Annotated in this window: 29 protein-coding genes; all 29 read left to right on the top strand. The window is 46.1% G+C overall.

Annotation, left to right across the window (positions count from 1 at the left end; genetic code table 11):
- Positions 1-26: 26 nt before the first annotated feature.
- Positions 27-254 carry a flagellar FlbD family protein gene (locus tag BLW29_RS04380; RefSeq protein WP_090976526.1) on the top strand — a complete coding sequence of 76 codons (228 nt, stop codon included), beginning with the start codon at positions 27-29 and terminating at the stop codon, positions 252-254.
- The gene (locus tag BLW29_RS04375) at positions 251-733 is read left to right on the top strand and encodes a flagellar basal body-associated FliL family protein (RefSeq protein WP_090976524.1); all 483 of its coding nucleotides are present in this window, start codon (positions 251-253) and stop codon (positions 731-733) included. The genes BLW29_RS04380 and BLW29_RS04375 overlap by 4 nt, the downstream gene beginning before the upstream one ends.
- A gap of 39 nt (positions 734-772) precedes the next feature.
- Positions 773-1,774, top strand: coding sequence for a flagellar motor switch protein FliM (gene fliM / locus BLW29_RS04370; protein ID WP_090976522.1), 1,002 nt, complete (start codon positions 773-775; stop codon positions 1,772-1,774).
- Positions 1,764-3,014, top strand: coding sequence for a flagellar motor switch phosphatase FliY (gene fliY, locus BLW29_RS04365; RefSeq protein ID WP_090976520.1), 1,251 nt, complete (start codon positions 1,764-1,766; stop codon positions 3,012-3,014). Before fliM ends, fliY begins: the two co-directional genes overlap by 11 nt.
- Positions 3,015-3,034: 20 nt before the next feature.
- Positions 3,035-3,397 (top strand): response regulator, encoded by a 363-nt coding sequence (locus BLW29_RS04360; protein ID WP_090976518.1) that lies wholly within the window; start codon positions 3,035-3,037, stop codon positions 3,395-3,397.
- Positions 3,398-3,401: 4 nt separating this feature from the next.
- A complete protein-coding gene (locus BLW29_RS04355) occupies positions 3,402-4,013 on the top strand; it encodes a FliO/MopB family protein (RefSeq protein ID WP_090976516.1) in 612 nt (203 codons plus the stop codon).
- Complete coding sequence (fliP, locus tag BLW29_RS04350; protein WP_090976514.1) at positions 4,010-4,765, top strand: flagellar type III secretion system pore protein FliP; 756 nt, start codon at positions 4,010-4,012, stop codon at positions 4,763-4,765. Before BLW29_RS04355 ends, fliP begins: the two co-directional genes overlap by 4 nt.
- Positions 4,766-4,789: 24 nt before the next feature.
- The gene (gene fliQ, locus BLW29_RS04345; protein WP_090976512.1) at positions 4,790-5,059 is read left to right on the top strand and encodes a flagellar biosynthesis protein FliQ; all 270 of its coding nucleotides are present in this window, start codon (positions 4,790-4,792) and stop codon (positions 5,057-5,059) included.
- Positions 5,060-5,070: 11 nt separating this feature from the next.
- The gene (gene fliR / locus BLW29_RS04340) at positions 5,071-5,859 is read left to right on the top strand and encodes a flagellar biosynthetic protein FliR (RefSeq protein WP_090976510.1); all 789 of its coding nucleotides are present in this window, start codon (positions 5,071-5,073) and stop codon (positions 5,857-5,859) included.
- Between the two features lie 15 nt (positions 5,860-5,874).
- A complete protein-coding gene (gene flhB / locus BLW29_RS04335) occupies positions 5,875-6,963 on the top strand; it encodes a flagellar biosynthesis protein FlhB (RefSeq protein WP_090976509.1) in 1,089 nt (362 codons plus the stop codon).
- A 33-nt stretch (positions 6,964-6,996) separates the two neighbouring features.
- On the top strand, positions 6,997-9,030 hold the full coding sequence (gene flhA / locus BLW29_RS04330) for a flagellar biosynthesis protein FlhA (RefSeq protein ID WP_090976507.1): 2,034 nt from the start codon (positions 6,997-6,999) through the stop codon (positions 9,028-9,030).
- Positions 9,027-10,367, top strand: coding sequence for a flagellar biosynthesis GTPase FlhF (gene flhF, locus BLW29_RS04325; RefSeq protein ID WP_090976506.1), 1,341 nt, complete (start codon positions 9,027-9,029; stop codon positions 10,365-10,367). Before flhA ends, flhF begins: the two co-directional genes overlap by 4 nt.
- A complete protein-coding gene (locus BLW29_RS04320; protein ID WP_090976504.1) occupies positions 10,367-11,236 on the top strand; it encodes a MinD/ParA family protein in 870 nt (289 codons plus the stop codon). The genes flhF and BLW29_RS04320 overlap by 1 nt, the downstream gene beginning before the upstream one ends.
- 28 nt (positions 11,237-11,264) lie before the next feature.
- Positions 11,265-12,572 carry a protein-glutamate methylesterase/protein-glutamine glutaminase gene (locus BLW29_RS04315; protein ID WP_090976502.1) on the top strand — a complete coding sequence of 436 codons (1,308 nt, stop codon included), beginning with the start codon at positions 11,265-11,267 and terminating at the stop codon, positions 12,570-12,572.
- Between the two features lie 47 nt (positions 12,573-12,619).
- Complete coding sequence (locus BLW29_RS04310; RefSeq protein WP_090976498.1) at positions 12,620-14,692, top strand: chemotaxis protein CheA; 2,073 nt, start codon at positions 12,620-12,622, stop codon at positions 14,690-14,692.
- Between the two features lie 14 nt (positions 14,693-14,706).
- Positions 14,707-15,168 carry a chemotaxis protein CheW gene (locus tag BLW29_RS04305; RefSeq protein WP_090976496.1) on the top strand — a complete coding sequence of 154 codons (462 nt, stop codon included), beginning with the start codon at positions 14,707-14,709 and terminating at the stop codon, positions 15,166-15,168.
- A gap of 5 nt (positions 15,169-15,173) precedes the next feature.
- On the top strand, positions 15,174-15,791 hold the full coding sequence (locus BLW29_RS04300) for a chemotaxis protein CheC (protein ID WP_090976495.1): 618 nt from the start codon (positions 15,174-15,176) through the stop codon (positions 15,789-15,791).
- Positions 15,788-16,282 carry a chemotaxis protein CheD gene (locus tag BLW29_RS04295; RefSeq protein WP_090976493.1) on the top strand — a complete coding sequence of 165 codons (495 nt, stop codon included), beginning with the start codon at positions 15,788-15,790 and terminating at the stop codon, positions 16,280-16,282. The genes BLW29_RS04300 and BLW29_RS04295 overlap by 4 nt, the downstream gene beginning before the upstream one ends.
- Position 16,283: 1 nt before the next feature.
- On the top strand, positions 16,284-16,706 hold the full coding sequence (locus BLW29_RS04290) for a hypothetical protein (RefSeq protein ID WP_090976491.1): 423 nt from the start codon (positions 16,284-16,286) through the stop codon (positions 16,704-16,706).
- 4 nt (positions 16,707-16,710) lie between these two features.
- Positions 16,711-17,496 (top strand): FliA/WhiG family RNA polymerase sigma factor, encoded by a 786-nt coding sequence (locus BLW29_RS04285; RefSeq protein ID WP_090976489.1) that lies wholly within the window; start codon positions 16,711-16,713, stop codon positions 17,494-17,496.
- A gap of 21 nt (positions 17,497-17,517) precedes the next feature.
- Complete coding sequence (locus BLW29_RS04280; protein WP_090976487.1) at positions 17,518-18,924, top strand: FapA family protein; 1,407 nt, start codon at positions 17,518-17,520, stop codon at positions 18,922-18,924.
- 44 nt (positions 18,925-18,968) lie between these two features.
- Complete coding sequence (locus BLW29_RS04275) at positions 18,969-19,292, top strand: hypothetical protein (protein ID WP_090976486.1); 324 nt, start codon at positions 18,969-18,971, stop codon at positions 19,290-19,292.
- A 33-nt stretch (positions 19,293-19,325) separates the two neighbouring features.
- Positions 19,326-19,934 carry a DUF6115 domain-containing protein gene (locus BLW29_RS04270; RefSeq protein WP_090976484.1) on the top strand — a complete coding sequence of 203 codons (609 nt, stop codon included), beginning with the start codon at positions 19,326-19,328 and terminating at the stop codon, positions 19,932-19,934.
- Positions 19,927-20,496: an MltG/YceG/YrrL family protein gene (locus BLW29_RS04265; RefSeq protein WP_090976483.1), complete on the top strand. Its 570-nt coding sequence runs from the start codon at positions 19,927-19,929 to the stop codon at positions 20,494-20,496. The genes BLW29_RS04270 and BLW29_RS04265 overlap by 8 nt, the downstream gene beginning before the upstream one ends.
- Positions 20,497-20,699: 203 nt before the next feature.
- Complete coding sequence (gene rpsB / locus BLW29_RS04260; protein WP_090976482.1) at positions 20,700-21,398, top strand: 30S ribosomal protein S2; 699 nt, start codon at positions 20,700-20,702, stop codon at positions 21,396-21,398.
- A gap of 151 nt (positions 21,399-21,549) precedes the next feature.
- Positions 21,550-22,200 (top strand): translation elongation factor Ts, encoded by a 651-nt coding sequence (gene tsf, locus BLW29_RS04255; protein ID WP_090976480.1) that lies wholly within the window; start codon positions 21,550-21,552, stop codon positions 22,198-22,200.
- Between the two features lie 115 nt (positions 22,201-22,315).
- Positions 22,316-23,044, top strand: coding sequence for a UMP kinase (gene pyrH / locus BLW29_RS04250; RefSeq protein WP_090976478.1), 729 nt, complete (start codon positions 22,316-22,318; stop codon positions 23,042-23,044).
- A gap of 4 nt (positions 23,045-23,048) precedes the next feature.
- On the top strand, positions 23,049-23,603 hold the full coding sequence (frr, locus tag BLW29_RS04245) for a ribosome recycling factor (protein WP_090976476.1): 555 nt from the start codon (positions 23,049-23,051) through the stop codon (positions 23,601-23,603).
- Positions 23,604-23,673: 70 nt separating this feature from the next.
- On the top strand, positions 23,674-24,441 hold the full coding sequence (locus tag BLW29_RS04240; RefSeq protein WP_090976474.1) for an isoprenyl transferase: 768 nt from the start codon (positions 23,674-23,676) through the stop codon (positions 24,439-24,441).

Raw genomic sequence — 24,441 nt, 5'->3', positions numbered from 1 at the left:
TCCCTCCTAGTTTAAGGAGGAAGTTCATGATCGCAGTAAAGCGTTTGAATGGAAAGACATTACATATTAACGCGCTCCTAATCGAGCAAGTTGAAGAAACACCCGATACATTGATTACCTTAACGACTGGAAAGAAAATATTGGTATTGGAGAAAGCTGATGAAGTCATTGCCTCCATACAGTCGTATCTTCGCTCCATAGGCGTTTATGCGGCTACCATTAAGAGTGAACATTCGGAGGGACCCTCGACATGAAAAAAATGCTGCCCTGGCTGATTACCATCTTACTTGCTATCACATTAATTGCTATCGTAGCTGTTATTCTGTACAACTCCCTGATGGGTGGGGAAGATCCGAAGGACGCTGCCGGCAAAGCGGCTAATAATGCAGAAGCCGTAAAGGTGGTCAAACTGACTGCAGATGAACGGGTGAAATTAACCAGTGAAATTGCGGATATTAAAACAAACCTGGCGGACCCGGAATACATCGCAGTACTTGGGCTTGCTTTTCAATTAGATGAGAAATCGACGAAAGAAGATTTCGATAAAATTAAAGACATTCAAATCAAACCTATCATCATTCGTACACTGTCCGACATGAAGCCTGATGAAGTTAAAGGTTCTGCTGGTAAAGACGAGCTGTGTGCCAAGCTGCTGAATTTAATCAACAAGGAACTGCCGGAAGGCAAGCTCATTAAGGTACAGGTAACAAACTTTATCGTGACGACGCTGTAGTTATGCAACATGACGCATTCCTTGAAGGGGGTGAAATAATTGGTTGATGTTCTGTCGCAGAACGAGATTGATGCGTTGCTCGCTGCATTATCATCCGGTGAAATGGATGCAGAAGAATTAAAAAAAGAAGAAACGACTAAGAAAATTCGTTTATATAACTTCAAAAATGCGACCCGTTTCTCGAAGGATCATATTCGCAGCTTAATAAGGATACACGAAAACTTTGCGCGATATTTAACCACCTATTTCTCAGCTCAGCTTCGTACATTTGTTCAAATTAGTGTAGTCGACGTTGAACAACTGCCGTATGACGAGTTTATCCGCTCCATCCCTAAGATGACGATTCTGAACATTTTCGAGGCTGAGCCTCTTGAAGGCAGAATGGTGCTTGAGGTTCATCCGAATGTCGCTTATGCAATGCTGGATCGACTATTGGGCGGTCAAGGCTTTGCGCCTTCCAAAATCAATTCGCTTACTGAAATCGAGACCAACATTATGGAACGAATTTTCAGCCGAGCTTTTGAGAGCTTACAAGAAGCATGGAAGACGATTATCGACATCTCACCTCGTATGGAAGCGCTCGAGACGAATCCGCAGTTTATGCAGATTGTTTCTCCGAACGAAACGATAGCGCTCATTTCGTTTAGCACGAAAATTGGCGATACAACAGGGATGATTAACTTATGTATTCCACATGTTGTTATCGAACCCGTCATGCCAAGGTTGTCTGCTCATCATTGGTTCGTTTCGCAGAAGAAGACGAGGGCACCTGAAGAACTTGAGGTTCTGAAACAGCGCGTAAGTAAAGCAAAGCTGCCGATCGTTTGCGAGCTTGGTCAATCTAGCATTTCGATTCGCGAGTTTTTGGGGCTTTCGATTGGAGATGTCATTTCGCTGACAAAACCAATAGATCAAGGACTTGATATTAAAGTTGGGGATAAGTTGAAATTTATCGGCAGCCCAGGATCGATCAAAGATCGTATGGCTGTTCAGATCGATGAAGTCATCACAGAAGGAGTGGTAGAAGAGTATGACGAGTAAAGATTACTTATCTCAAGAAGAAATCGATGCCTTGCTGCGTCAGACTGCCGATGTGCCTGAGATGCCGGAATCGTTGAGCCGGGAGCAGGAACTTAATAATTATCTGAGCTCGATCGAGCAGGATGCACTTGGTGAAATCGGTAATATCACATTCGGAAGCGCAGCAACTGCTCTTTCCACATTGCTTGGTCGTAAAGTAGATATCACAACTCCAAAAGTATCATTGATCAGACGCAGTGAGCTTGACAATGAATTTCCGAAGCCGCATGTAGCCGTTTCCGTTAGCTATGTCGATGGGTTCCAAGGAATCAACTCTCTTGTGATTAAAACCAAAGATGCGCAGACCATCGCGGATTTAATGCTTGGCGGCGAAGGAAAGCTGCTTGGTTCAGAGCTGAATGAGATCCACATCAGTGCCGTGCAAGAAGCGATGAATCAGATGATGGGTTCATCTGCTACATCGATGTCTACCATCTTCAACCGTTTTGTTAACATCTCACCGCCTGGTATTGATATTTTGGATATTAATAGTGGTTCGGGAGTCGAGAAGCTTCCGCCGGATGATCTCTTCATTAAAGTATCGTTCCGTCTGGCTATCGGAGATTTGATTGATTCCACCATTATGCAGCTGCTGCCGATTTCATTTGCGAAAGAAATGGTAGACACATTAATGGGCGGGACTTCAGCTGAACCAACGCCAGCACCAATACCAACTCCTGCTCCAGCGCCTGTACATACGCCTGCAGCAGCTGCACCGGTATACGCTTCGGCCCCTGTACATACACCGCCTCCGGCGTATATACCGGAACCGCCTGCAGCTCATATGCCACCTCCAGCGGCTTACATGGAGCCACAGATGCCGCAGTATGCAGCAGCTCCGGTAGCGCCTCAAACATATGGTGTCGCACAGAACCGCAATGTGAATGTACAGCCTGTACAATTCGCTAATTTCCAAGGTGCGCCGTACGTGCAAGCAGATGATTCAAATTTAAATTTATTGCTCGACATACCGCTTAAGGTCACAGTAGAATTAGGAAGAACTCAGAAGCAAATTAAGGATATTCTTGAATTGTCGCAAGGGTCGATCATTGAGCTGGACAAGCTTGCAGGGGAACCGGTTGATATCTTGGTTAATAACAAACTGATCGCCAAAGGCGAGGTAGTCGTTATCGATGAGAACTTCGGTGTCCGTGTCACTGATATCGTAAGCCAATGGGACCGCATCCAAAAATTACAATAACATCTTAGGGGGAAGAAACAATGGCAAATCGCATTTTAATCGTAGACGACGCAGCATTTATGAGAATGATGATCCGCGACATACTTACAAAGAACGGATTTGAAGTAGTTGGGGAAGCACAAGACGGTGCACAAGCGATCGAGAAGTACAAGGAACTGAAACCGGATCTGATTACAATGGATATCACAATGCCGGAGATGGACGGTATCGTTGCGTTGAAAGAAATCAAGAAACTGGATGGCAATGCCAAAGTGATCATGTGTTCTGCAATGGGACAACAAGCTATGGTTATCGATGCAATCCAAGCCGGTGCAAAAGACTTTATCGTTAAACCTTTCCAGGCTGACCGCGTTATTGAAGCGATCAAGAAAACACTAGGTTAATAGAATGAAGTTTGTACAACGTGTTCGACTTGCTGCTATGGCTGTCTCCGGCTGGCTTTCGACAGCAAGTCTTGCGTCAGCAGAGATTAGTGGCGATGAAGATAAGCCGGTCATCGGAACGAGTATCGGATATTACATCTGGGTTATCATTGCGCTCATGCTGGTCGTAGGATTAATCATTCTCGTTATTAAGTGGCTATCCAGTCGCAATCGTGGTTGGGGGACCAATCGGGCGCTTCGATCACTCGGGGGCATTCCGCTTGGTCAGAATAAATCGTTGCAAGTGGTTGAGCTCTCCGGCAGAGTTTACGTTGTTGGCGTTGGCGAAGATATCACCCTCCTCGATAAAATCGATGACCCCGAAACCGCAGCGTCAATATTGGAAGCAATTGATCAGCAGAACGGCCGTACTTGGAATACACCGACTTTGACGGATGTTATCGGTCGATTCCGCAAAAGCAATAAGGCGGATGAGCCTACCAGCGAACCTTGGCAAGCTGCAACTTCTTTCAAGGAGCTGCTCAATAACGGGATCATGCGTCAGTCGGATCAGAAGCAGAAGGTAGAAAAGCTGCTAAAAGAGCAAAATCATAATGATCGGTTGTTGGACGAATGAACAAAAAACTATTACTAGCGGTTATGGCAGTACAATTGTTCACTTTGTTGTTTCACGCCCATGCCTTTGCAGAGCCGCTGCCTAATGTCAGTGTAACTATTGGAGACAGCGGCGGTGAAACGCCTGGAACGAGCGCGCTTTCCCTATTACTGATGATCACCGTTTTAAGTGTCGCTCCGGCCATTCTCGTATTAATGACCAGTTTCACTAGAATCGTAATCGTACTTGGATTCGTTCGGACATCGCTTGGTACGCAAACAACGCCTCCAAACCAGGTATTAATCGGTCTCGCGATGTTTCTCACTTTCTTCATTATGGCGCCGACCTTAGGTGCAGTTAATCAAGTGGCACTTCAACCTTATCTCAAGGGAGAATTGACTCAAACCGAAGCGCTGAACAAAGCTGCTGTCCCTATGAAGAAATTCATGATGAAGCAAACGAAAGATAAAGACTTACTTTTATTTCTGAAATATACGAAGACGGAGAAGCCGAAGTCCATCGAGGATGTTCCGATTACCATTATGGTTCCGGCTTATGCACTAAGCGAGCTTCGAACTTCGTTTCAGATGGGATTCATGATATTCATACCGTTTCTCATCATAGACATGGTGGTCGCCAGTACGCTGATGGCGATGGGGATGATGATGCTTCCGCCGGTGATGATCTCTCTGCCTTTTAAGATTCTGTTATTCGTCCTGGTAGATGGTTGGTATTTGATCGTCAAATCATTGCTATTAAGTTTTAATCCGTAGGTTCTGTCAGGAAGGAGTGCAAACATGAGTACTGAATTCATCATCGCCTTAGCTGGACAAGCCGTGTATACGGTATTAAAAGCCAGTGCACCAATGCTCTTAATTGGTCTTGTAGTAGGGCTTATCGTTAGTATCTTTCAAGCTACTACTCAGATTCAAGAGCAAACATTGGCATTCGTTCCTAAGGTGGCGGCTGTGTTGCTCTCCATCTTGCTATTCGGACCATGGATATTGAATACGCTGGTCGATTTCACCTACAACCTGCTGAATAACCTGTATAAATATATCGGATAGGCTGTGGATCGATGGAGTTGTTTCTTCAAGGATTCCCTATTTTTTTGCTTATTTTTTGTCGAATTACAGCGTTTTTCGTCGTGGCGCCTATCTTTTCGACTCGAAATGTGCCGAATACATTTAAATTGGGATTCTGCTTTTTTATCTCGCTGCTGGTTTTTCTTACATATGGTCTCAAACAAACGATCGTACCCGATGCTGACTATGTATTAGCGATTATTCGCGAAATACTGGCCGGTGCATTGCTTGGATTTACAGCGTATCTGTTTTTTACAATCGTATCTACAGCGGGCAGCTTGATCGATATGCAGATGGGCTTTGGAATGGCTAATATTATTGATCCTATGACAGGTGCATCGGCGCCGCTCTTGGGTAACTTCAAGAATATGATCGCAACTCTCGTATTCTTGTCAATTAATGGTCATCACTTCTTGCTTTCCGGATTACTGCAAAGCTATGAATGGGTTCCGCTAACGAACTCACTATTCGCACATGTTAGCAGCGGGAGCATTACTAGCTTCTTGACCGCGATGCTCGGACAAACGTTTCTGTTAGCCATTCAGATGTCAGCGCCATTGGTTGTTGCTATGTTCTTAACGGATGTTGGGCTTGGTTTTCTGGCGCGGACTGCACCACAATACAATGTTTTTGTAATCGGGATTCCAATTAAGATTTTAGTCGGCTTTCTCATGTTGGCTGTCATGATGCCGGGTCTAGTAATCCTGTATGAGCACTTGTTCGAACTGATGTTCACTGCCATGCAGAAGCTATTTGACATGTTACAAGGTCCTGCAGCTTAGGTAGGAGGCAGATTTATGGTTAACTATCGTTGGACGCTCGATCTTCAGATGTTCTCCCAAGAAAAAACAGAGCGTGCAACACCGAAGAAAAGGCAGGATGCCCGAAAGAAAGGGCAGACCGCCAAGAGCCCGGAAATTCCGGCTGCTCTTATTCTCTTCTTTGTTTTTCTAAGCTTCATTATGATGGGCGATTACTACAAGGTTCGATTGATGCGCATGTTTGGTTTGTTATTGGAACAGAAGCTATTGATGCAAGTGACGACAGATAATGTGGTTACTTTGTTTTCTGATCTCATGATGCAGGGCTTTATGCTATTAGCACCAATCTTTGCAATCACGGTAATCGTGGCGATATTAGGCAATTACGCTCAGATCGGAATTATCTTTACCGGTGAGCCGCTCATGATGAAATTCAGTAAAATCAGCCCATTAAAAGGGTTTAAACAGATTTTCTCTTTGCATTCAGTAGTAGAGTTTGTGAAAAATATTTTAAAGTTGCTTCTCATTGGCTTCATGGTCTACTGGATTCTGTGGAGTGAATTGGATGTCATTATGCAACTTGCAACGGTTTCTATTGGCGGCATCTTCAGCTTTATTGCAAGAGTCACCATTAAACTAGGTTTATTCATCGGAGCAATTCTTGCTGTACTGGCTATTTTCGATTATTTATTCAAGCGATATGAACACGAGAAGAGCTTGAAGATGTCCAAACAAGACATCAAGGACGAATATAAGAAAGCTGAAGGAGATCCGCTCATTAAAGGCAAAATTCGGGAACGGCAGCGCCGGATGGCTCTGCAACGAATGATGCAGGATGTACCTAAGGCTGACGTCGTCATCACAAACCCTACCCACTTCGCCATCGCCATTCTATATGAAGGCTCGAAGATGGAAGCCCCTAAAGTAATCGCAAAGGGGATGGATTTTGTGGCCCTTCGCATTAAGGAAGTGGCAAAGGAACACGGCGTAATCATGATGGAAAACAGGCCGCTTGCCAGAGCCTTATACGATCGAACGGAAATCGGCGACACGGTTCCCGTTGACCTATTCCAGGCTGTGGCGGAAGTACTGGCATATGTATATAAGCTCAAAAAGAAAGTGTAATCATCTACATCTATCTATGGAGGAGGGAACGTCATGAAGGCTAGAGACCTGACCATACTAATCGGGATCATCGGCATCGTTCTTATGATGGTCATTCCGATTCCACCAGCTTTACTTGACGTGCTCCTAATAGTCAATATTTCAGTCGCGCTCATGATTTTGCTGATCGCGATGAATACGCAGAATGCTTTGGAATTTTCCATATTTCCGGCTTTGTTGCTCATTACAACCTTGTTTCGCTTAGCACTAAACGTTTCAACAACCCGAAACATTCTCCAACATGCCCATGCCGGTAAAGTAGTTGCGACTTTCGGTAATTGGGTAGCTGGTGGTCAAATTGCAATCGGTTTCGTTGTGTTCCTCATTCTGGTTGTTGTTCAGTTCCTCGTTATTACCAAAGGGTCCGAACGTGTCGCAGAGGTTGCCGCAAGGTTTACATTGGATGCGATGCCCGGTAAACAGATGAGTATTGACGCCGACTTGAACGCAGGTCTCATCAATGAAGTACAAGCAAGAGAGCGTCGTCAAAAAATCGAACGTGAAGCTGATTTCTACGGTTCGATGGATGGTGCCAGTAAATTTGTTAAAGGGGATGCCATTGCATCCATCATCATACTTATCATTAACCTTCTTGGCGGATTTGTAATCGGGATGTCGATACATGGCATGAGTTTTTCCGATTCCTTACATACGTTCTCCGTTCTAACGATCGGTGATGGACTCGTCAGTCAAATTCCGGCCCTATTGATTTCGACGGCAACAGGCTTGATTGTGACACGTGCTGCATCTGACGGTAACTTAGCCCATGATGTGACTACACAGCTGTTTCGTTATCCGAAACTGCTCTACATTGTAGCGGGTACAATCACGCTGCTTGGAGTCGGAACACCTATCGGACCGATAGCGACACTACCTTTTGCGGCTATTGTTACGTATGGTGCCTATCGGATGCAAAAGTCGCTCTCGAAGGAACAGGAGGCACAAGAGCTTCTTGTGGAAGAACAAGAAATTGAAGAGGTTAGAAGCCCTGAAAGTGTAATCAGCCTGCTGCAAGTTGATCCGATCGAATTCGAATTTGGTTATGGATTAATCCCGCTTGCTGATACGCAGCAGGGAGGCGATTTGCTGGATCGGATTATTATGATACGCCGACAATGTGCGCTAGAACTTGGCCTTGTCGTTCCGGTCATCCGGATTCGAGACAATATTCAGCTTAAACCGAATGAATACATAATTAAGATTAAAGGGAATACGGTAGCACGCGGAGAGCTTCTACTCAATCATTACCTTGCAATGAGCCCTGGATTTGAAGATGATTCGGTTATCGGTATCGAGACTGTGGAACCGGCTTTCGGTTTACCGGCCATCTGGATTGATGAGGCAACCAAAGAAAGAGCTGAATTGACAGGTTATACGGTCGTGGACCCGCCGTCAGTTGTTGCAACTCATTTGACAGAGCTTATTAAACGACATGCGCATGAGCTGATCGGGCGCCAAGAGACGAAAGCTCTCGTGGACAATGTCAAAGATTCATACCCTGCTCTGGTGGATGAACTCATTCCGTCAATCCTCAATGTCGGAGAAATCCAGAAGGTTCTATCAAAGCTGTTGCGTGAGAAAGTATCCATACGTGATATGGTAACGATCTTCGAAGCGCTTGCGGATCATGGGACCTACACGAAAGATACTGATATTCTGACCGAGTATGTTCGTCAAGCATTATCGCGACAAATTACACAGCAATTTTCCCACAATGGGGATACGCTTCGCGTAATAACGGTTGGCCCGACGCTAGAGAAGAAGATAGCAGAATCGGTTCAGAGCTCAGATCAAGGAAGCTACTTGGCTCTTGATCCTGTCTCTACTCAAACCATCTACCAGAAGTTGAACGAACAAGTAAATAAACAAATTCAATCCGGCAATCAGCCGATCGTGCTCGCATCACCTACGATTCGCATGTATTTAAGACAAATCGTGGAACGTACTATGCAGGATGTGCCTGTTCTGTCTTATAGCGAGCTGGAACCGAGTATTGAAGTACAAAGCATTGGGGTGGTGAATCTATGAAGGTAAAGCGTTATGTGGTCAATGCATTACCCGAAGCGCTGCCGATGATTCGCAATGAGCTTGGTGTGGATGCCATTATTTTGAATACGAAAGAGATTCGCGTGGGCGGATTTCTTGGCATGTTCGGCAAGAAGAAAACCGAGGTTATTGCAGCAATTGAGGCGGGGAGCAAATCAGCACCTACACCTAAGTCGCCTCCACGCCCCCAACCGGCTAAGCAGCCAACGGTTTCACCTTCAATGATGGCTTCAATCGGCGCTATGTCGTCAACCGCCGTTGCAGAACAACAAACCATGAAAGAAAAACAACTCATACAGGAAGCAACCGTTCAATTTGCACCTGATGTGACGGAGGCAGTTCGTGTATCTCCAGCAGCTGCTTATGAGGTTCTAACTGGTGTACAACAGCAGCAGCAACAATCTAGTGCAGACAATCGAAAGCCTCGAATGACAGAAGAAGAATTAATTACTGAAATCCGGGATATGAAGCAATGGATTGTAAGGATGTCGAAGCAGCAGAAGCTGGAAACTAGACCCGAGGCATTGCAAGCTTTACAGGATCGTTTGCACGAACAAGAAGTCAGTCAGAAGTTGATTGATCAATTAATAGAAGAAATTGAGGGGAGATTGGAAGTTTCAGATTTATCCAATCCAACGACTACAGTTGATCGATCTACCGTTTGGCTAATCGCCGAACAGATCCTGCTAGACTGGCTTAAGGACTTTGAAGCAAGTGTCATTGGAAGGGATACACATGTGATCCATTTCGTAGGCCCTACCGGAGTTGGAAAGACGACATCTATTGCCAAACTGGCTGCAGAGCAAACGTTGAAATTAGGCCGGAAGGTTGGTTTCATTACCTCTGATACTTACCGAATCGCCGCGGTTGATCAATTGAGAACGTACGCTACGATATTGAATGTCCCGCTTGAGGTTGTATTCTCGCCATCCGAAGTTTCCAGAGCTTTCCGGCAGCTTGAAGATCGCGAGTTAATATTCATGGATACGGCAGGGCGGAATTTTCGCAACGAGCTTTATGTATCTGAAGTGAACAGCTTGCTTCAAACCGACCGACGATCAGAAACGTTTCTTGTCCTCAGTTTAACCGGCAAGTATGCCGACATGTCGAGCGTTGCCGAGAATTTTGCGAAATACGGTATTGATCGTGTGCTCTATACCAAACAGGATGAGACTAACGCGTGCGGAGCCATTCTCAATTTGGCTTTAGAACAGGGGCTCCGTCCTACTTACATTGCATACGGCCAAACAGTACCTGACGATATTACGACATTCAAGGTAGCGAGTTACGTTTCGCAATTGTTGGGGGCTTCCCAGTGATGACTGACCAGGCGGAAGCACTTCGAAATTTAGTGCGTAATCAAGAACAGAAGGATGAAGGACGCACGACAAGGGTCATTACGGTGACAAGCGGCAAAGGCGGCGTTGGGAAATCCAACTTTAGTCTGAATTTCTCGCTTGCTCTGCAGCGTATAGGACAGAAAGTTCTCATTTTCGATGCCGATATCGGAATGGCCAATATCGATGTATTAATGGGCGTATCGTCCCCGTATAACCTCTACCATCTCTTAAAACAAGAGAAGACCATTTGGGAGATTATTCAAGAAGGACCGCAAGGCGTCCATTTTATTGCAGGCGGATCAGGCTTTAAGGATCTCCTTGATTTATCGGAAGCGCAGTTGGATTACTTCGCTGAACAAATTAACAAGCTGCACGGTCAATATGATTTTATCTTGTTCGATACGGGAGCGGGGCTATCAAAGGAAACCGTGAAGTTCATTACCGCCGCCCAGGAAACCATCGTCGTTACGACACCTGAACCGACCTCGATCACGGATGCGTACGCTCTAATTAAGATGGTCACGGCAATGGAGCATGACGTTCAGTTTAAATTGATCGTGAATCGGGCGATTGATACAAAGGAAGGCAACGCAACCGCAGACAAAATCGGTCTAGTGGCAAAGCGTTTTCTAAATATTGAACTGCCGGTGCTTGGTATTTTACCGGATGATCCGAATGTAACAAAAGCTGTGAAGAAACAAGTTCCTTTTTCTATGGCCTATCCGAGTACTGAAGCGTCGAAGTCGATCTTGGAAATTGCTAAACGATTTGTTGACGTACCTCAACTTCCTGCCGCCGCAAATAGCGGTGTCAAAGGATTCCTACATAAGATGTTCAGACGTTCATAATAATCCTTTGAATCGAGGAGGCGCATCAATGAATACGATCTCGCGAGTATTGGTTGTAGATGATTCTGCCTTTATGCGGAAAATTCTATGTGATCTGATCGCTCTTGATCCCCAGTTTGACATTATTGCAACCGCCAATAATGGCCGCGAAGCAATCGATGCTGTTCGAACGCTTAAACCGGACGTCATTACGATGGACTTGGAAATGCCGGAGATGAACGGGCTTGAGGCATTGGAACGTATTATGCGAATCCATCCGGTGCCGATTATTATGCTCTCCAGCATAAGCGATGACGGTACTAGAGAGACCATCAAAGCGCTGCAAAATGGTGCTTTTGATTTTATCCGCAAACCATCTGGTCCGATGTCTCCTGATATCCATACAGTTGGCGAGCAATTGCTGGAGAAGTTGCGCATTGCAGTACTGACGAATAGGCAATCTTACTTGTTCCAGCCTTCGAAACCGGTCCCATCAACGAAGAAGCCAAGTATGGCTAAAGCGAAGTCAACGACTATCAGCTTCGAAACAGCCCCGTCGGTTAAGGATGAGCTTCAACTGAAGCCCATTCAACCGTTGGAAGAGTTAACGAGTCTTCGTGAGCGAAAGCCTGCTGCTGCACAAGAGAAATTAGAGAAACCAGCGCCAACAATTGAGGTTAACAAACGGCCGACTAAGAAGGAACTTGAGCCGACATCTCCACCAATGGATCAAGAACTGGAAACGGCTATTAAGCCAAACAAGCTTGTTCGTTCCAAAAGTTTCAAACATCTGGTTGCGATTGGAACCTCAACCGGCGGACCGCGCGCCCTTCACGAAGTCATATCGACACTTCCGATTGACTTCCCGGCTCCTGTGCTGGTTGTACAGCATATGCCTCCTAAGTTTACGCGCTCCTTAGCGCAGCGGCTCGATACGTTCAGTTCTCTACATGTTACAGAGGCTATACATGGTGAACGAGTAGAGGCAGGAGTTGTCTACATCGCACCAGGTGGTTATCATATGGAGCTTACCAAAGAAGGCGGGAGCTATTCGATCAAATTATCCGAAGAAGCGCCGCGCGGCGGGCACAGACCATCCGTTGATACGATGTTCGAATCTTGCGCTGCATTCCCGGAATTACGCAGACATTCAGTCATCATGACAGGTATGGGAAGCGATGGAGTAAAAGGAATGAAAGCTCTAAATGACAGCGGAGCAGAAACTGCTATTGCCGAGTCGGAAGAGACTTGTGTTGTATATGGAATGCCCCGTTCCGCAGTAGAAGCAGGCGTCGCAAAGTCTATTGTGCCGCTTCGACAAATCGCAACCGCAATAACCCATGCCGTCAGAAAGTAAGGCTCACATTTTCGCATGGCAACCATTTATATAGGAGGTGCATGGAAATGGATATGAACGCCTATCTATCAATGTTTATTGACGAGTCAAATGATCATTTGCAGTCATTAAACGAGAATCTGTTGAAACTTGAAAGCGCTCCGGAAGACATTAGCATCGTTCAAATCATTTTCCGCTCTGCTCATACATTAAAAGGGATGTCAGCGACCATGGGCTTTGAAGATCTCGCGTCGCTTACACATGAGATGGAGAATGTACTTGATCTTGTCCGTAACAACAAACTCAAAATGGACACCTTCATTTTCGATACGTTGTTTAAAAGCCTTGACGCGCTAGAATCTATGGTCCAAGACATTATCGGCGGCGGCACGGGAAAAGCGGATGTTTCGTCTATCGTTGCTTCGTTGCAAACGATCGTGAAAGCTGACTACAAAAGTGAGCAAAGCACATCCGCTTCAGCGGCAGCAGGTGGCAGCAGTGGGGACGGAGCGATACTGGACGAGTTCCAAAGCTCGATTCTTCTGCAATCTATCGATGCCGGACACTCCGTGTACCACGTAGTAGTCACTGTCCGTGAGGATTGTGTACTCAAGGCAGCACGTGCCTATATGGTATTTGATTTCCTTGAACGCAGCGGTGAGATTGTCAAATCTACACCAAGCGTTCAAGAAATCGAGCAAGAGAAATTCGACCGTTCTTTCACTGTATTTACAATCGCCAGCATTTCAGAAGAGGAACTGAGAAAAGGGATTGAATCCGTTTCTGAAGTTGAAGGTGCAGCGATTACACAATTGGATCGTGAATCATTACAGCAGCTTTGCGGTGCAGCATCGCAATCCGCTCCTGTGGCGGCAGCGAGTCCCATGTATGCAGCGCAAGTTGAAGTGAACGCTGCTAGATCGCAAACAGCAGCAACGACAATGGCAGCTGCTCCGGCAGTAGCTCAGGCTTCAACGGCTGCCAACAATGTTTCGCGAACGATTCGTGTAGATATCGAGCGGTTGGATGCATTAATGAATCTATTTAGCGAACTTCTGATTGACAGAGTAAGACTTGAACAGCTTGCCAGTGAGATACGCAGAAATGAACTGACCGAGACAGTAGAGCACATGACTCGCGTTAGTAGTGATTTACAGAACATCGTGTTGAAGCTGAGAATGGTGCCAGTAGAATCGGTATTCAATCGCTTCCCTCGCATGATTCGCGATTTAGCGAAGACGCTTGATAAGAAAGTAGATCTCATCATATCAGGTGCTGATACAGAACTTGATCGTACTGTTATCGACGAAATCGGTGATCCACTCGTTCATTTGCTTCGTAACTCGCTGGATCATGGCATTGAACCGATTGCAGATCGAATTGCAGCAGGGAAGTCGGAAACGGGCATGGTTCATCTCCGTGCTTTCCATAGCGGCAACCATGTCTTTATTGAAGTAGAAGAGGATGGCCGTGGCATTAACCGAGAGAAAGTGAAACAAATTGCCATCAAGAACGGAGTTGTTACTGCTGAAGAAGCCAAGCGGCTAACAGATAGCGAAATTAACATGCTTATCTTCGCGGCAGGCTTCAGTACGGCAGATAAAATTTCTGATATTTCCGGTCGTGGTGTCGGACTTGATGTCGTCAAATCCAAAATCACTTCACTAGGTGGACATGTCAGCGTAGAATCCGAACCCGGAAAAGGTACGAAATTCTCGATTCAGCTGCCGCTTACTCTTTCTATCATATCAGCCATGCTTGTGAAGCTTGGAACGGAGAAATACGCCATTCCGCTTTCATCCATTGTGGAAACGGGAATCGTTCCACGTGAGCAAATTCGTAAAATTCACGGTAATCGGATGATCGATTATCGCGGTTCTCTTATACCGCTCGTCTCCCTCAGCCAAGTGCTGGATGCAAAGTCGTTCCTAGAGGAAGAAGAGCATGAGACGGAGATCGTCGTTATTCGCAAAGGCGATAAAACATGTGCAATTACGGTAGACGAATTTATTGGTCAAAGTGAGATCGTGTTGAAAACACTTGGAAAATACTTAACAAACATTGAAGGAATCTCTGGTGCAACCATTCTTGGTGATGGACAAGTTGCCTTGATCGTCGATCCAAACGCGCTCATTAAATAGAGGAGGGGTTACGAATGGCTGAGGAAATCAAAGTTATCGTATTTGGTCTGGCACATGAGGAGTATGGAATTGAAGTAGAAAAAGTGCGCACGATTGAGCGTATGATGCCGATTACGCGCGTTCCCAAAACACCGCCTTTCATTAAAGGTGTAATTAATTTAAGAGGTGTTGTGCTTCCGGTCATCGATCTTCGCGGACGTTTTAGCTTAGCGGAATCCGAAGAAACGGAAAGCTCCAGAATCATTATCGTAGCCGTTAATGATTTGGAAGTCGGCTTCATCGTCGATTCAGCAAATGATGTCATCGATATCGATCCAGATTCCATTGATTCGCCTCCGGAAGTTGTAGGCGGCATTAAGGCGAAGTACCTGCGTGGCGTAGCGAAGATCGGAGACAGCCGATTGCTAATCATGCTAAATCTTTCCGAAGTTCTCAATAAGAGCGAAATTATTCAACTGGAACAGCAAGAGGTTTAAGCCGAGTGAATCCATTAGATAAGCTAGAAGCATTCAAGCTTGATGTATTGAAGGAAGTGGGGAACATCGGTGCGGGCAATGCTGCAACGGCGCTCTCCAGACTTCTGGACAAGCCTGTCGATATGAATGTTCCCACTGTCAGTTTAATCCCCTTCGAGAAGGTTGCTGATCGAGTGGGCGGATTCGAACAAGTTGTCATTGCCGTGTTCCTTCGCGTTGAAGGGGATGCACCGGGTAATATGTTTTTCCTGATAGAGGAGCACTCAGCGAAGAAGCTGTTGCGCAATTTACTTTCCATTCCAGTTTCAGAAGAGGGATATTCCGAAATGGAATATTCCGCACTAGCTGAGATCGGTAACATACTCGCAGGTTCTTATTTATCATCTTTGGCCGATTTCACGCAGTTGTACATGTCGCCGACCGTCCCCGCCATCGCAATCGATATGGCTGGAGCTATCTTGAGTTACGGACTTGTTCAATATGGTGAAATGGGCGATTCCGCGCTATTAATTGATACCACGTTTCTTGAAGGTCGGGAGGATCTTGCAGGACATTTCTTCCTTATTCCGGACCCGGAGTCGTTTGGTAAAATATTCAGCGCTTTAGGAGTGCCTAACGAATGATGCAGGAAAATCTCGTGAAAGTGGGCATGGCTGACCTTCAGATTGCACAGAATGGTGCAATCTTGAAGACAACGGGTCTTGGGTCATGTGTAGGCTTGACTTTGTTTGACGAACGCTCGAAGGTGGCAGGCATGGTGCATGTCATGCTGCCCTCCTCCGAGATTGCAAGAGAGGCTCCGATTAATATCGCAAAATATGCCGATACTTCGGTTCCTCATTTGATTGGACTCATGAAGCAAGCAGGCGCAGAACCGAGAAGACTCGTTGCTAAGATGGCAGGCGGCGCGCAAATGTTCGCTTTCACAACAAACAGTGATTCGATGCGGATTGGTCCGCGGAATGTTGAGTCCTGTAAAGAGATGCTGCGTCAATTCTCGATCCCGCTGCTCGCGGAGGATACCGGTGCTAATTATGGTCGGACCATAGAATTTAACAGTCTAAGCGGTGTACTAGTGATACGCAGTGTGCAGCAAGGAGTAAAGGAGATTTAGCATGGTAGGGTCTTGGCGCTGGAATGTCTTCCTTGGAGTAGGCGGCAGTGTACTTACATTATTATTCTCGCTGGACAGTAATGGGATGGCGGTTACCAGCCTCCGTTGCTTGTACGCATCTCTCACTTTTTTTGTACTGGGCTTCGTTTTCCGCGCGTTAGTGGCACTTATTATGAATCCAAAGGCGCAGGCTTTATCACAGTTAGACAGTGATGAATCGAAAGGGAGTTCGGTTGATTACGCAACGCCGGATCAAAGTGATGAGTTGAATAATTTGTTGAAAAACCAGCTGAACGGAAATCTACCGCTCGAAGCAAGTGAAGGAGCCGGGTTCCAACCGCTGACACCACCCAAATTAATATCAACTCAGAATAGAGAGCCTGAAGAATTGGCTAAAGCAATACGTCACCTAACAGGAGGGTGAGAAGATGATTGAGCCGAAAGCGCCTCATTTGTCTAACATCGAGATTTGGCAGAAGTGGAAAGAAGACGGGGACATTGAAGCGAAGAAACTGCTGATTGAACAATACTTGACTTTGGTTGATTTCGTAAGCAATCGTATGGCTATCGGTTTGCCTAAGAATGTGTCCAAGGATGACTTGGCAAGTAATGGGGCAATGGGGTTAATTGATGCGATCGAGAAATTCGATTACCGCCGTGGTCTACAATTTGAAACGTATGCTTCTTGGAGAATTAGAGGCGCCATTATTGATGGTTTGCGTCAAGGCGACTGGGTTCCGCGTTCGGTTCGTGAGAAAGCCAAGCGGATCGAAGAGGCGTACCAGCTGCTTGAACAGCAATATATGCGTTCGGTGACGGATGCGGAAATCAGCGGATATTTGGATGTTACGGAGAAAGAGTTTGACGTTATGCTGCAAGAGATTGCAGTAACGACGGTATGCTCACTTGAGGATCCGATCCGAGAAGAAGAGTCCGAGACCCGATTGTCGCTGCTAATCGATGAGAAAGCGAAGAACCCGGATTACAAGGTACATGAGTTCTTCCTTAAAGAGTCACTCATTCGCGGCATTGATCGTCTGACAGAGAAAGAGAGAACGGTAATTTCGCTCTTCTATTATGAGGAATTATCGCTAAGTGAAATCGCAGAAGTGATGTCTTTATCACCTTCGCGGATTTCTCAGCTTCATTCCAAAGCAATTTTGAGATTACGAGGTGCTTTAGAAAAACAAAAGGATCAGTTAATGCAGCATTAATGCAATAAAGGGGGGCCAGTCTTGTCTACATCTGAAACACTACAATCACATCTCGTTGTTCAGCTTGCACCTGATAAACTGACCGCTACGATCCAATTTAATGTTGCGGATGAACAGTTCTCATGCACGGAAGGACAGCTTGAAGAGTTTCTAAAGAGCCATGGAATATGTTACGGAATCAGTCGCGACATGCTTCGTAATATCGCGCAGCGGCCAAGTGCCTATTTCTACAGTCAAAATGTGATTGCGCAGGGAGAGCTGCCGGTTCATGGTGAGGATGGTCACATCCGATTCTCTTACGATATGAATGAAGGCGAATATCGTCCGGTAGAACTCGAAGGCGGTAAAATCGATTTTAAAGAAGTCACGCAACTGAAGAATGTGAAGCGTGGCCAATTGATCGCCGAGAAGGTCCCGGCTCGGGCTGGGGTGGCAGGCAAATCAGTAACCGGTGATGTGATCACTTGCAGAAACGGAAAAGAAGCTTATTTTAAGATCGGTAAAAATGTCGTGTTGAATCCTGAACAATCAGCTATGTACGCTACGATCGATGGACTCATCTCGCTTACAGATAAAAGTAAAATAAATGTGTTCCCTATCTTTGAAGTAAATGGAGATGTCGATTACAAAATCGGCAACATTGATTTCGTAGGTACAGTCGTCGTACGCGGAAACGTCTTGACCGGATTCAGAATTAAGGCTTCCGGCGATATTCGAGTCATCGGCGGAGTTGAAGGGGCCATATTGGAATCCGACGGCTCTATTGAAATTACCGGTGGAATACTCGCAAGCAACAAAGGCTATGTGAAAGCAAGTCGTAATGTGAAGTGCTCGTTTATTCAAGACAGCAACGTTTCTGCAGGAGAAGATGTATTGGTTTCTCAAAGCATCATGCATTCTCATGTTCGCGCTGGGAGAAATGTCGTTTGCAGCGGCCCCAAAGGGTTGCTTGTCGGAGGGAACATCCAAGCCGGTGATCGCGTTGTTGCGAGAACGATTGGGAATACCATGTCAACGGCAACGACGCTCGAGGTCGGCGTACGGCCGGAGCTGAGAGCGGAACTAAGTGAGCTTCGCTTACAAATCAAAAACACCGTGGATAATCTTGACAAAACGGAGAAAGCACTCAAATTGCTAGATCAGCTTGCTGCTGTTGGGCAACTGACTCCTGACAAAATGGCCATGCGCATCAAGCTGACCTCAACCAAACGTGCCGCGGTTGAAGAAATTGCGGCAGCAAAGGATCGTGTACTTGAAATTGAGAAGTCGCTTGAGGATACCGATCGCGCCAAAATAGATGTCGTAAACGTCGTTTATGGGGGAACTAAGATCGTAATCGGCCGTTACACACGATTTGTTAAAGACGCTACTCAGCGTGTTTCGTTCCGCTACTTTGAAGGTGACATCGTTATGGCACCTTATGTCTAGCATGGCTTAGCAAGTGATAGGGTTGAAGTTTAGGAGGAAACAGCATGCCTTTTAAACCTATAGATTTTCAGATCTCTATTCCACGGACTCCGGAAAACAGCTTGCATCAGCAGCAATTGAATCAGCGGCCGGTCGCAGAACAAATGCGATTGGAGAATGATACTGCTAAACAAACGGAGCTGCTGCGTAATCGCAATACTGCCGTTGAACAGAACATTGACACCAAGATCAAAGACAATCGGCAGCGTGAGTCTCAGAGCAAGCAGAATCGGAAGAAGAAGCAAGATGGTGGAGCTGGAGTTGCTGCGGAAACCGATCACGGACAGAAGCATCCTTACAAAGGCAACCATATTGATATCTCGATGTAACGGATTGTTAAATCGAAATGCAGGTGAATGAAGATGGAATCATGGCAAACGATCATACTTATCGGCGGTATTGTTGTTGTCTGCGCAGCTGTACTACCGCGTAGAATGCCGAGTGGCAAGCAGGAGCAATCGACACAAACCGTTCGGAATATGGAGACGGCACTAGAGCAGTTTATGGAGAACATGGAAGCGGACAATCGTGAGCTTGTTGAGCTTGTCAGCAAATCCACCCAGGATACTCAGCTTCAGTCCAAGAAGCGCGATGAGCGTACGGAATTGCTTGAGAAGCGCTGTGCCGAGTTAGAATTGCTTCTGGTTGAACAAACCAAGCTGCATGCTTCTGCATTAGAGCAGCAGTCTGCACAAATTTCAAATTTTACGATTCCAGTTACGGATACTCATGCCGCTCATTCAAGACCCCAGCATCTAATTCCAGCAGTTACAAGTGATGTGGAAGCGGAAGAGATGGTGGAAGATGAAGAGCCAATTTTGACGATTCGCGACCGTTATACCGATTTGTTCGATATGTATCAAAGTGGTAAATCCATTGATGCAATAGCTAAGAAACTCGGTAAGAACAAAGGGGAAGTTCAGCTTATTCTTCAGCTGTCGAAGCAGGAGGAAGCAGCGCGTCATGAATAAACGTACATTTCTCTTTGGTCTAGGTGTTGGTATTATTATTGGTGCAGCCCTTCTGCAACTGATGATTATTGGTGAGAAACAAGTGAACAAAATGGATGAGCCGGTTCAGCAGGAGACCACAGAATCAGAACTAATCGGGTATTCGAAGACCGAACTTGATCAAGCTGTTGCTGCTGAGCGTAAACGGGTAGAGGCTGAATATAAGAAGAAACTAGCAGACAAGCAGGCATTGCTGGATCAAGTGAAGCAGGATCAAGCGAAGCAAGATGCAGCTAAGGATGATAAGAACGTGAAGGAGACAGCAGCTTCTGAGAACACAGCTGTCTCTAAATCCGTTGTGGTGCGCATTCCGCCAAACTCCAGTGTAACGGAAACAGCAGACATCTTACATGGTAGTGGCGTCATTTCGGATAAAAAATCTTTTATCAGCCTGATGCGTACAACGAAGATACGTGCAGGTTATTTTGCTTTCGAAGGTGACTTGTCTTTGTCGCAAATTCGCACGATTATTACGAGTACACCGAATGCTTCTCCATCCGAGCTGTCATCTTCCGACCAATAAATCCGTATCTATCGAAATATCATAAGGAAACCTGTCAATTGTGGTTGCAAGCGTGTATGCAGATATGTTATAGTAATTGACGGTGTTAAAAACACACGCCGATTAATTCCGTTATTGGTGCTTCGACCCGGTCGAAGTGATGACGGAAAATGATATTGGCGGAGGTAACCACTAAAAACCATTTAACAGGAGGTGTGTAAGAGATGGCGGTAATTTCCATGAAACAGCTTCTAGAAGCTGGGGTACACTTCGGTCACCAAACTCGTCGTTGGAACCCTAAGATGGATCGTTATATCTTCACAGAACGTAACGGTATTTACATCATTGACTTGCAGAAAACAGTTAAGAAGGTCGAAGAAGCTTACAACTTCGTACGTTCGATCGGCGAAGAAGGCGGCACTATTCTCTTCGTAGGTACTAAGAAACAAGCACAAGATTCGGTGAAAGAAGAAGCAGAACGTTGCGGCAACTTCTACATCAATCAACGTTGGCTCGGCGGCACGCTGACTAACTTCCAAACGATTCAAAAACGTATCGACCGTCTTAAAACGCTTGAGAAATGGGAAGAGGACGGCACTTTCGAAGTTCTTCCTAAGAAAGAAGTTATCATTCTCCGTAAAGAGAAAGATCGTCTTGAAAAATTCCTCGGCGGTATCAAAGGCATGAGAGGTTTGCCAAGCGCATTGTTCATCATCGACCCACGCAAAGAGCGTATCGCGGTTGCTGAAGCACGCAAACTTGGTATCCCAATCGTAGGTATCGTTGATACAAACTGTGATCCGGATGAAATCGACTACGTGATCCCAGGTAACGATGATGCAATCCGTGCAGTTAAATTGCTGACAGCTAAAATGGCTGATGCAATTGTTGAATCGCGTCAAGGCGAAGTAACAACTGCTTAATAGAGTTTAACGATACGACACGAAGGGTGGTCAGAAGGTGCATAACCTCTCACCGCCCTTTTTTCGAATGTTCACGCTGATCGTTATGAATGAGCCGCCGGCTCATTCATAACGATCAGTCATACTTAACTAATTTCAGGAGGTTTCCAACATGGCAGTTAGTGCTAGTGCAGTAAAAGAATTGCGTGAAAGAACAGGCGCAGGTATGCTTGATTGTAAAAAAGCGCTTGATGAAACAAACGGTGATATCGCGAAAGCGATCGACTTGCTTCGTGAAAAAGGTCTTTCCGCTGCAGCAAACAAAGCGGGTCGTGTAGCTACTGAAGGTACAGTAGAATCCTACATCCACGCTGGCGGCCGTATCGGCGTTCTGGTTGAAATCAACTGCGAAACTGACTTCGTTGGTAAAACGGAACAATTCCGCGAGTTCGCTCGTGATATCGCTATGCAAATCGCTGCTGCAAACCCTAAGTTTGTTAGCCGTGAAGAAGTTTCCACTGAAGAGCTGGATAAAGAGCGTGAAATCCTTAGAGCTCAAGCGCTGAACGAAGGCAAACCAGAGAAAATCGTTGATAAAATGGTTGAAGGCCGTATCAGCAAATACTACGAAGAATACTGCTTGCTTGAGCAGCCGTTCATCAAAGATCCAGACAAAACAATCCATACCCTGCTGAAAGAGAAAATCAGCACAATTGGAGAGAATATTTCTATCCGTCGTTTCGCTCGTTTCGAGCTTGGCGAAGGTCTTGAGAAAAAAGAAGACAACTTCGTTCAAGAAGTTATGTCGCAAGCTAAATTGTAAACCGAACGCGCAGGCGGGGCGGGGCGTTCGCCCCGCCTATTTCCTATAATTAGGTCTAAATTTTCAAGTCCGTATACGGCCTTTTAAACAAAGTTGAAGATGGAGGTATACCACGTTGCAAAGTCCCGTGTACAAACGTATAGTGCTGAAGGTGAGCGGCGAATCGCTCTCGGGTAATAATGGTTTTGGAATTGACTCCGCAATGATTTCCTCTATTGCAGAGCAGGTAAAAGAAGTAGTGAAACTGAATGTTGAAGTCGCGATCGTATGTGGCGGCGGCAACATCTGGCGCGGAATTGCCGGTTCGGAGAAAGGTATCGACCGTGCAACAGCAGACTATATGGGTATGTTAGCGACTGTCATGAACTCTTTGGCGCTTCAAGATGCGCTGGAGCAAATCGATGTGCCGACTCGTGTGCAAACGTCTATCGCCATGCAACAAATCGCTGAGCCTTACATACGCCGCCGGGCGATCCGTCACCTGGAAAAAGGGCGTGTCGTTATTTTCGCGGCAGGCACAGGCAATCCGTTCTTCTCGACAGATACAACTGCAGCATTGCGCGCAGCTGAAATCGAAGCAGAAGTTATCCTAATGGCGAAAAATAAAGTGGATGGCGTATACTCCGCTGATCCATTTAAAGACGCGACAGCGGAGAAATTCGAAACGCTGACGTATATGGAAGTCCTCAACCGCAACCTTGGCGTGATGGACTCAACTGCTTCATCGCTTTGCATGGACAACAATATTCCACTCGTCGTCTTCAACATTACCGAGCAAGGGAATATCAAACGTGTTGTCCTTGGTGAGAAAATCGGTACTATTGTGATGAAAGGAAGCGTGTAACCTAATGCCACAAGCCATTAAGAAAAGCGCAGAAGATCGGATGGACAAAGCGATCGGAGCACTGAGACGTGATCTCTCCACACTACGTGCAGGCCGTGCTACTCCAGCCCTCCTTGACCGGGTTCAAGTTGAATATTACGGGGCAATGACTCCTGTCAATCAACTGGCTAACGTCAATACGCCTGATTCCCGTACGCTAATGATTCAGCCTTGGGATAAAACCTCCCTGTCTGCGATTGAAAAAGCGATCATGAAATCGGATCTCGGTCTGACTCCGTCGAACGATGGTGCAACTATCCGCCTGAGCATTCCGATGCTGACGGAAGAACGTCGTTCGGAGCTCGTCAAATTGACGAAGAAGTTTGGCGAAGAAGCAAAAGTAGCCATTCGTAACGTTCGTCGTGACGCGAATGACGACATTAAGAAACTCGAAAAAACCGAGATTTCGGAAGATGAGTCCCGTCGTCATCAAGAAGATGTTCAGAAAACGACCGATAAATTTATCGCAGAAGTGGAAAAAGTACTGGCTGCGAAAGAGAAAGAAATCATGGAAGTATAATGCAAGCTCTCCGGCCCCTCCGAATGGTGGGGTTTGTTGCATAAATCAACGTTAGCGGGAGGACGAGCGTGTGTTAAAACGATTGAAGGCGTTATTCAGTAAAGCGTCCGCGAAACCAACTTCGCCGACGCTTGATTCGGATGGCATTCCGAAGCATATCGCCATTATTATGGACGGCAACGGCAGATGGGCCAAGAGCCGAGGTTTGCCCCGCATGGCCGGCCATCACTCCGGTATGAAAACAGTCAAAAAAATTACGATGGCTGCGGATCGACTTGGTGTGAAATATTTAACACTATATGCCTTCTCCACGGAAAATTGGAAGCGCCCAAAAGCAGAAGTAGAGTTTCTCATGAAGCTTCCTCAGGAGTTTCTGTCTATTGAGCTTAAGGATCTGATGGCGAATAATGTTCAGGTTCGAATGATGGGATATAAAGGGGATCTGCCGGACTACACGCTCAAAGCTGTAGAAGAGGCAATCGTCCAAACGGCTAATAATACGGGGTTAGTTCTTAACTTCGCCCTAAATTACGGCAGTCGGAAAGAAATGATCGAGGCGGTACGTTCGATCGGTCAGGCTGTTCAAGAGGGCAAGCTGTCGCCGGAAGATATCGATGAGTCGATGATGGAAGCGAACTTGTTATCCGCAGGGGTTCCTGATCCCGATTTGCTTATTCGAACGAGCGGTGAACTTCGATTGAGCAACTTCATGCTTTGGCAGCTCGCCTACAGCGAGATGTGGTTCACTGACGTCTATTGGCCTGAGTTTACAGAAGAGCATTTCTTTGAAGCTGTGCGTGAGTATCAGCGTCGCGGCCGTCGCTACGGCGGGCTGTAA

The organism is Paenibacillus sp. CF384 (genome assembly GCF_900106745.1).
Classification (GTDB): Bacteria; Bacillota; Bacilli; order Paenibacillales; family Paenibacillaceae; genus Paenibacillus_Z.
This window is presented reverse-complemented; position numbering and strand designations above follow the sequence as displayed.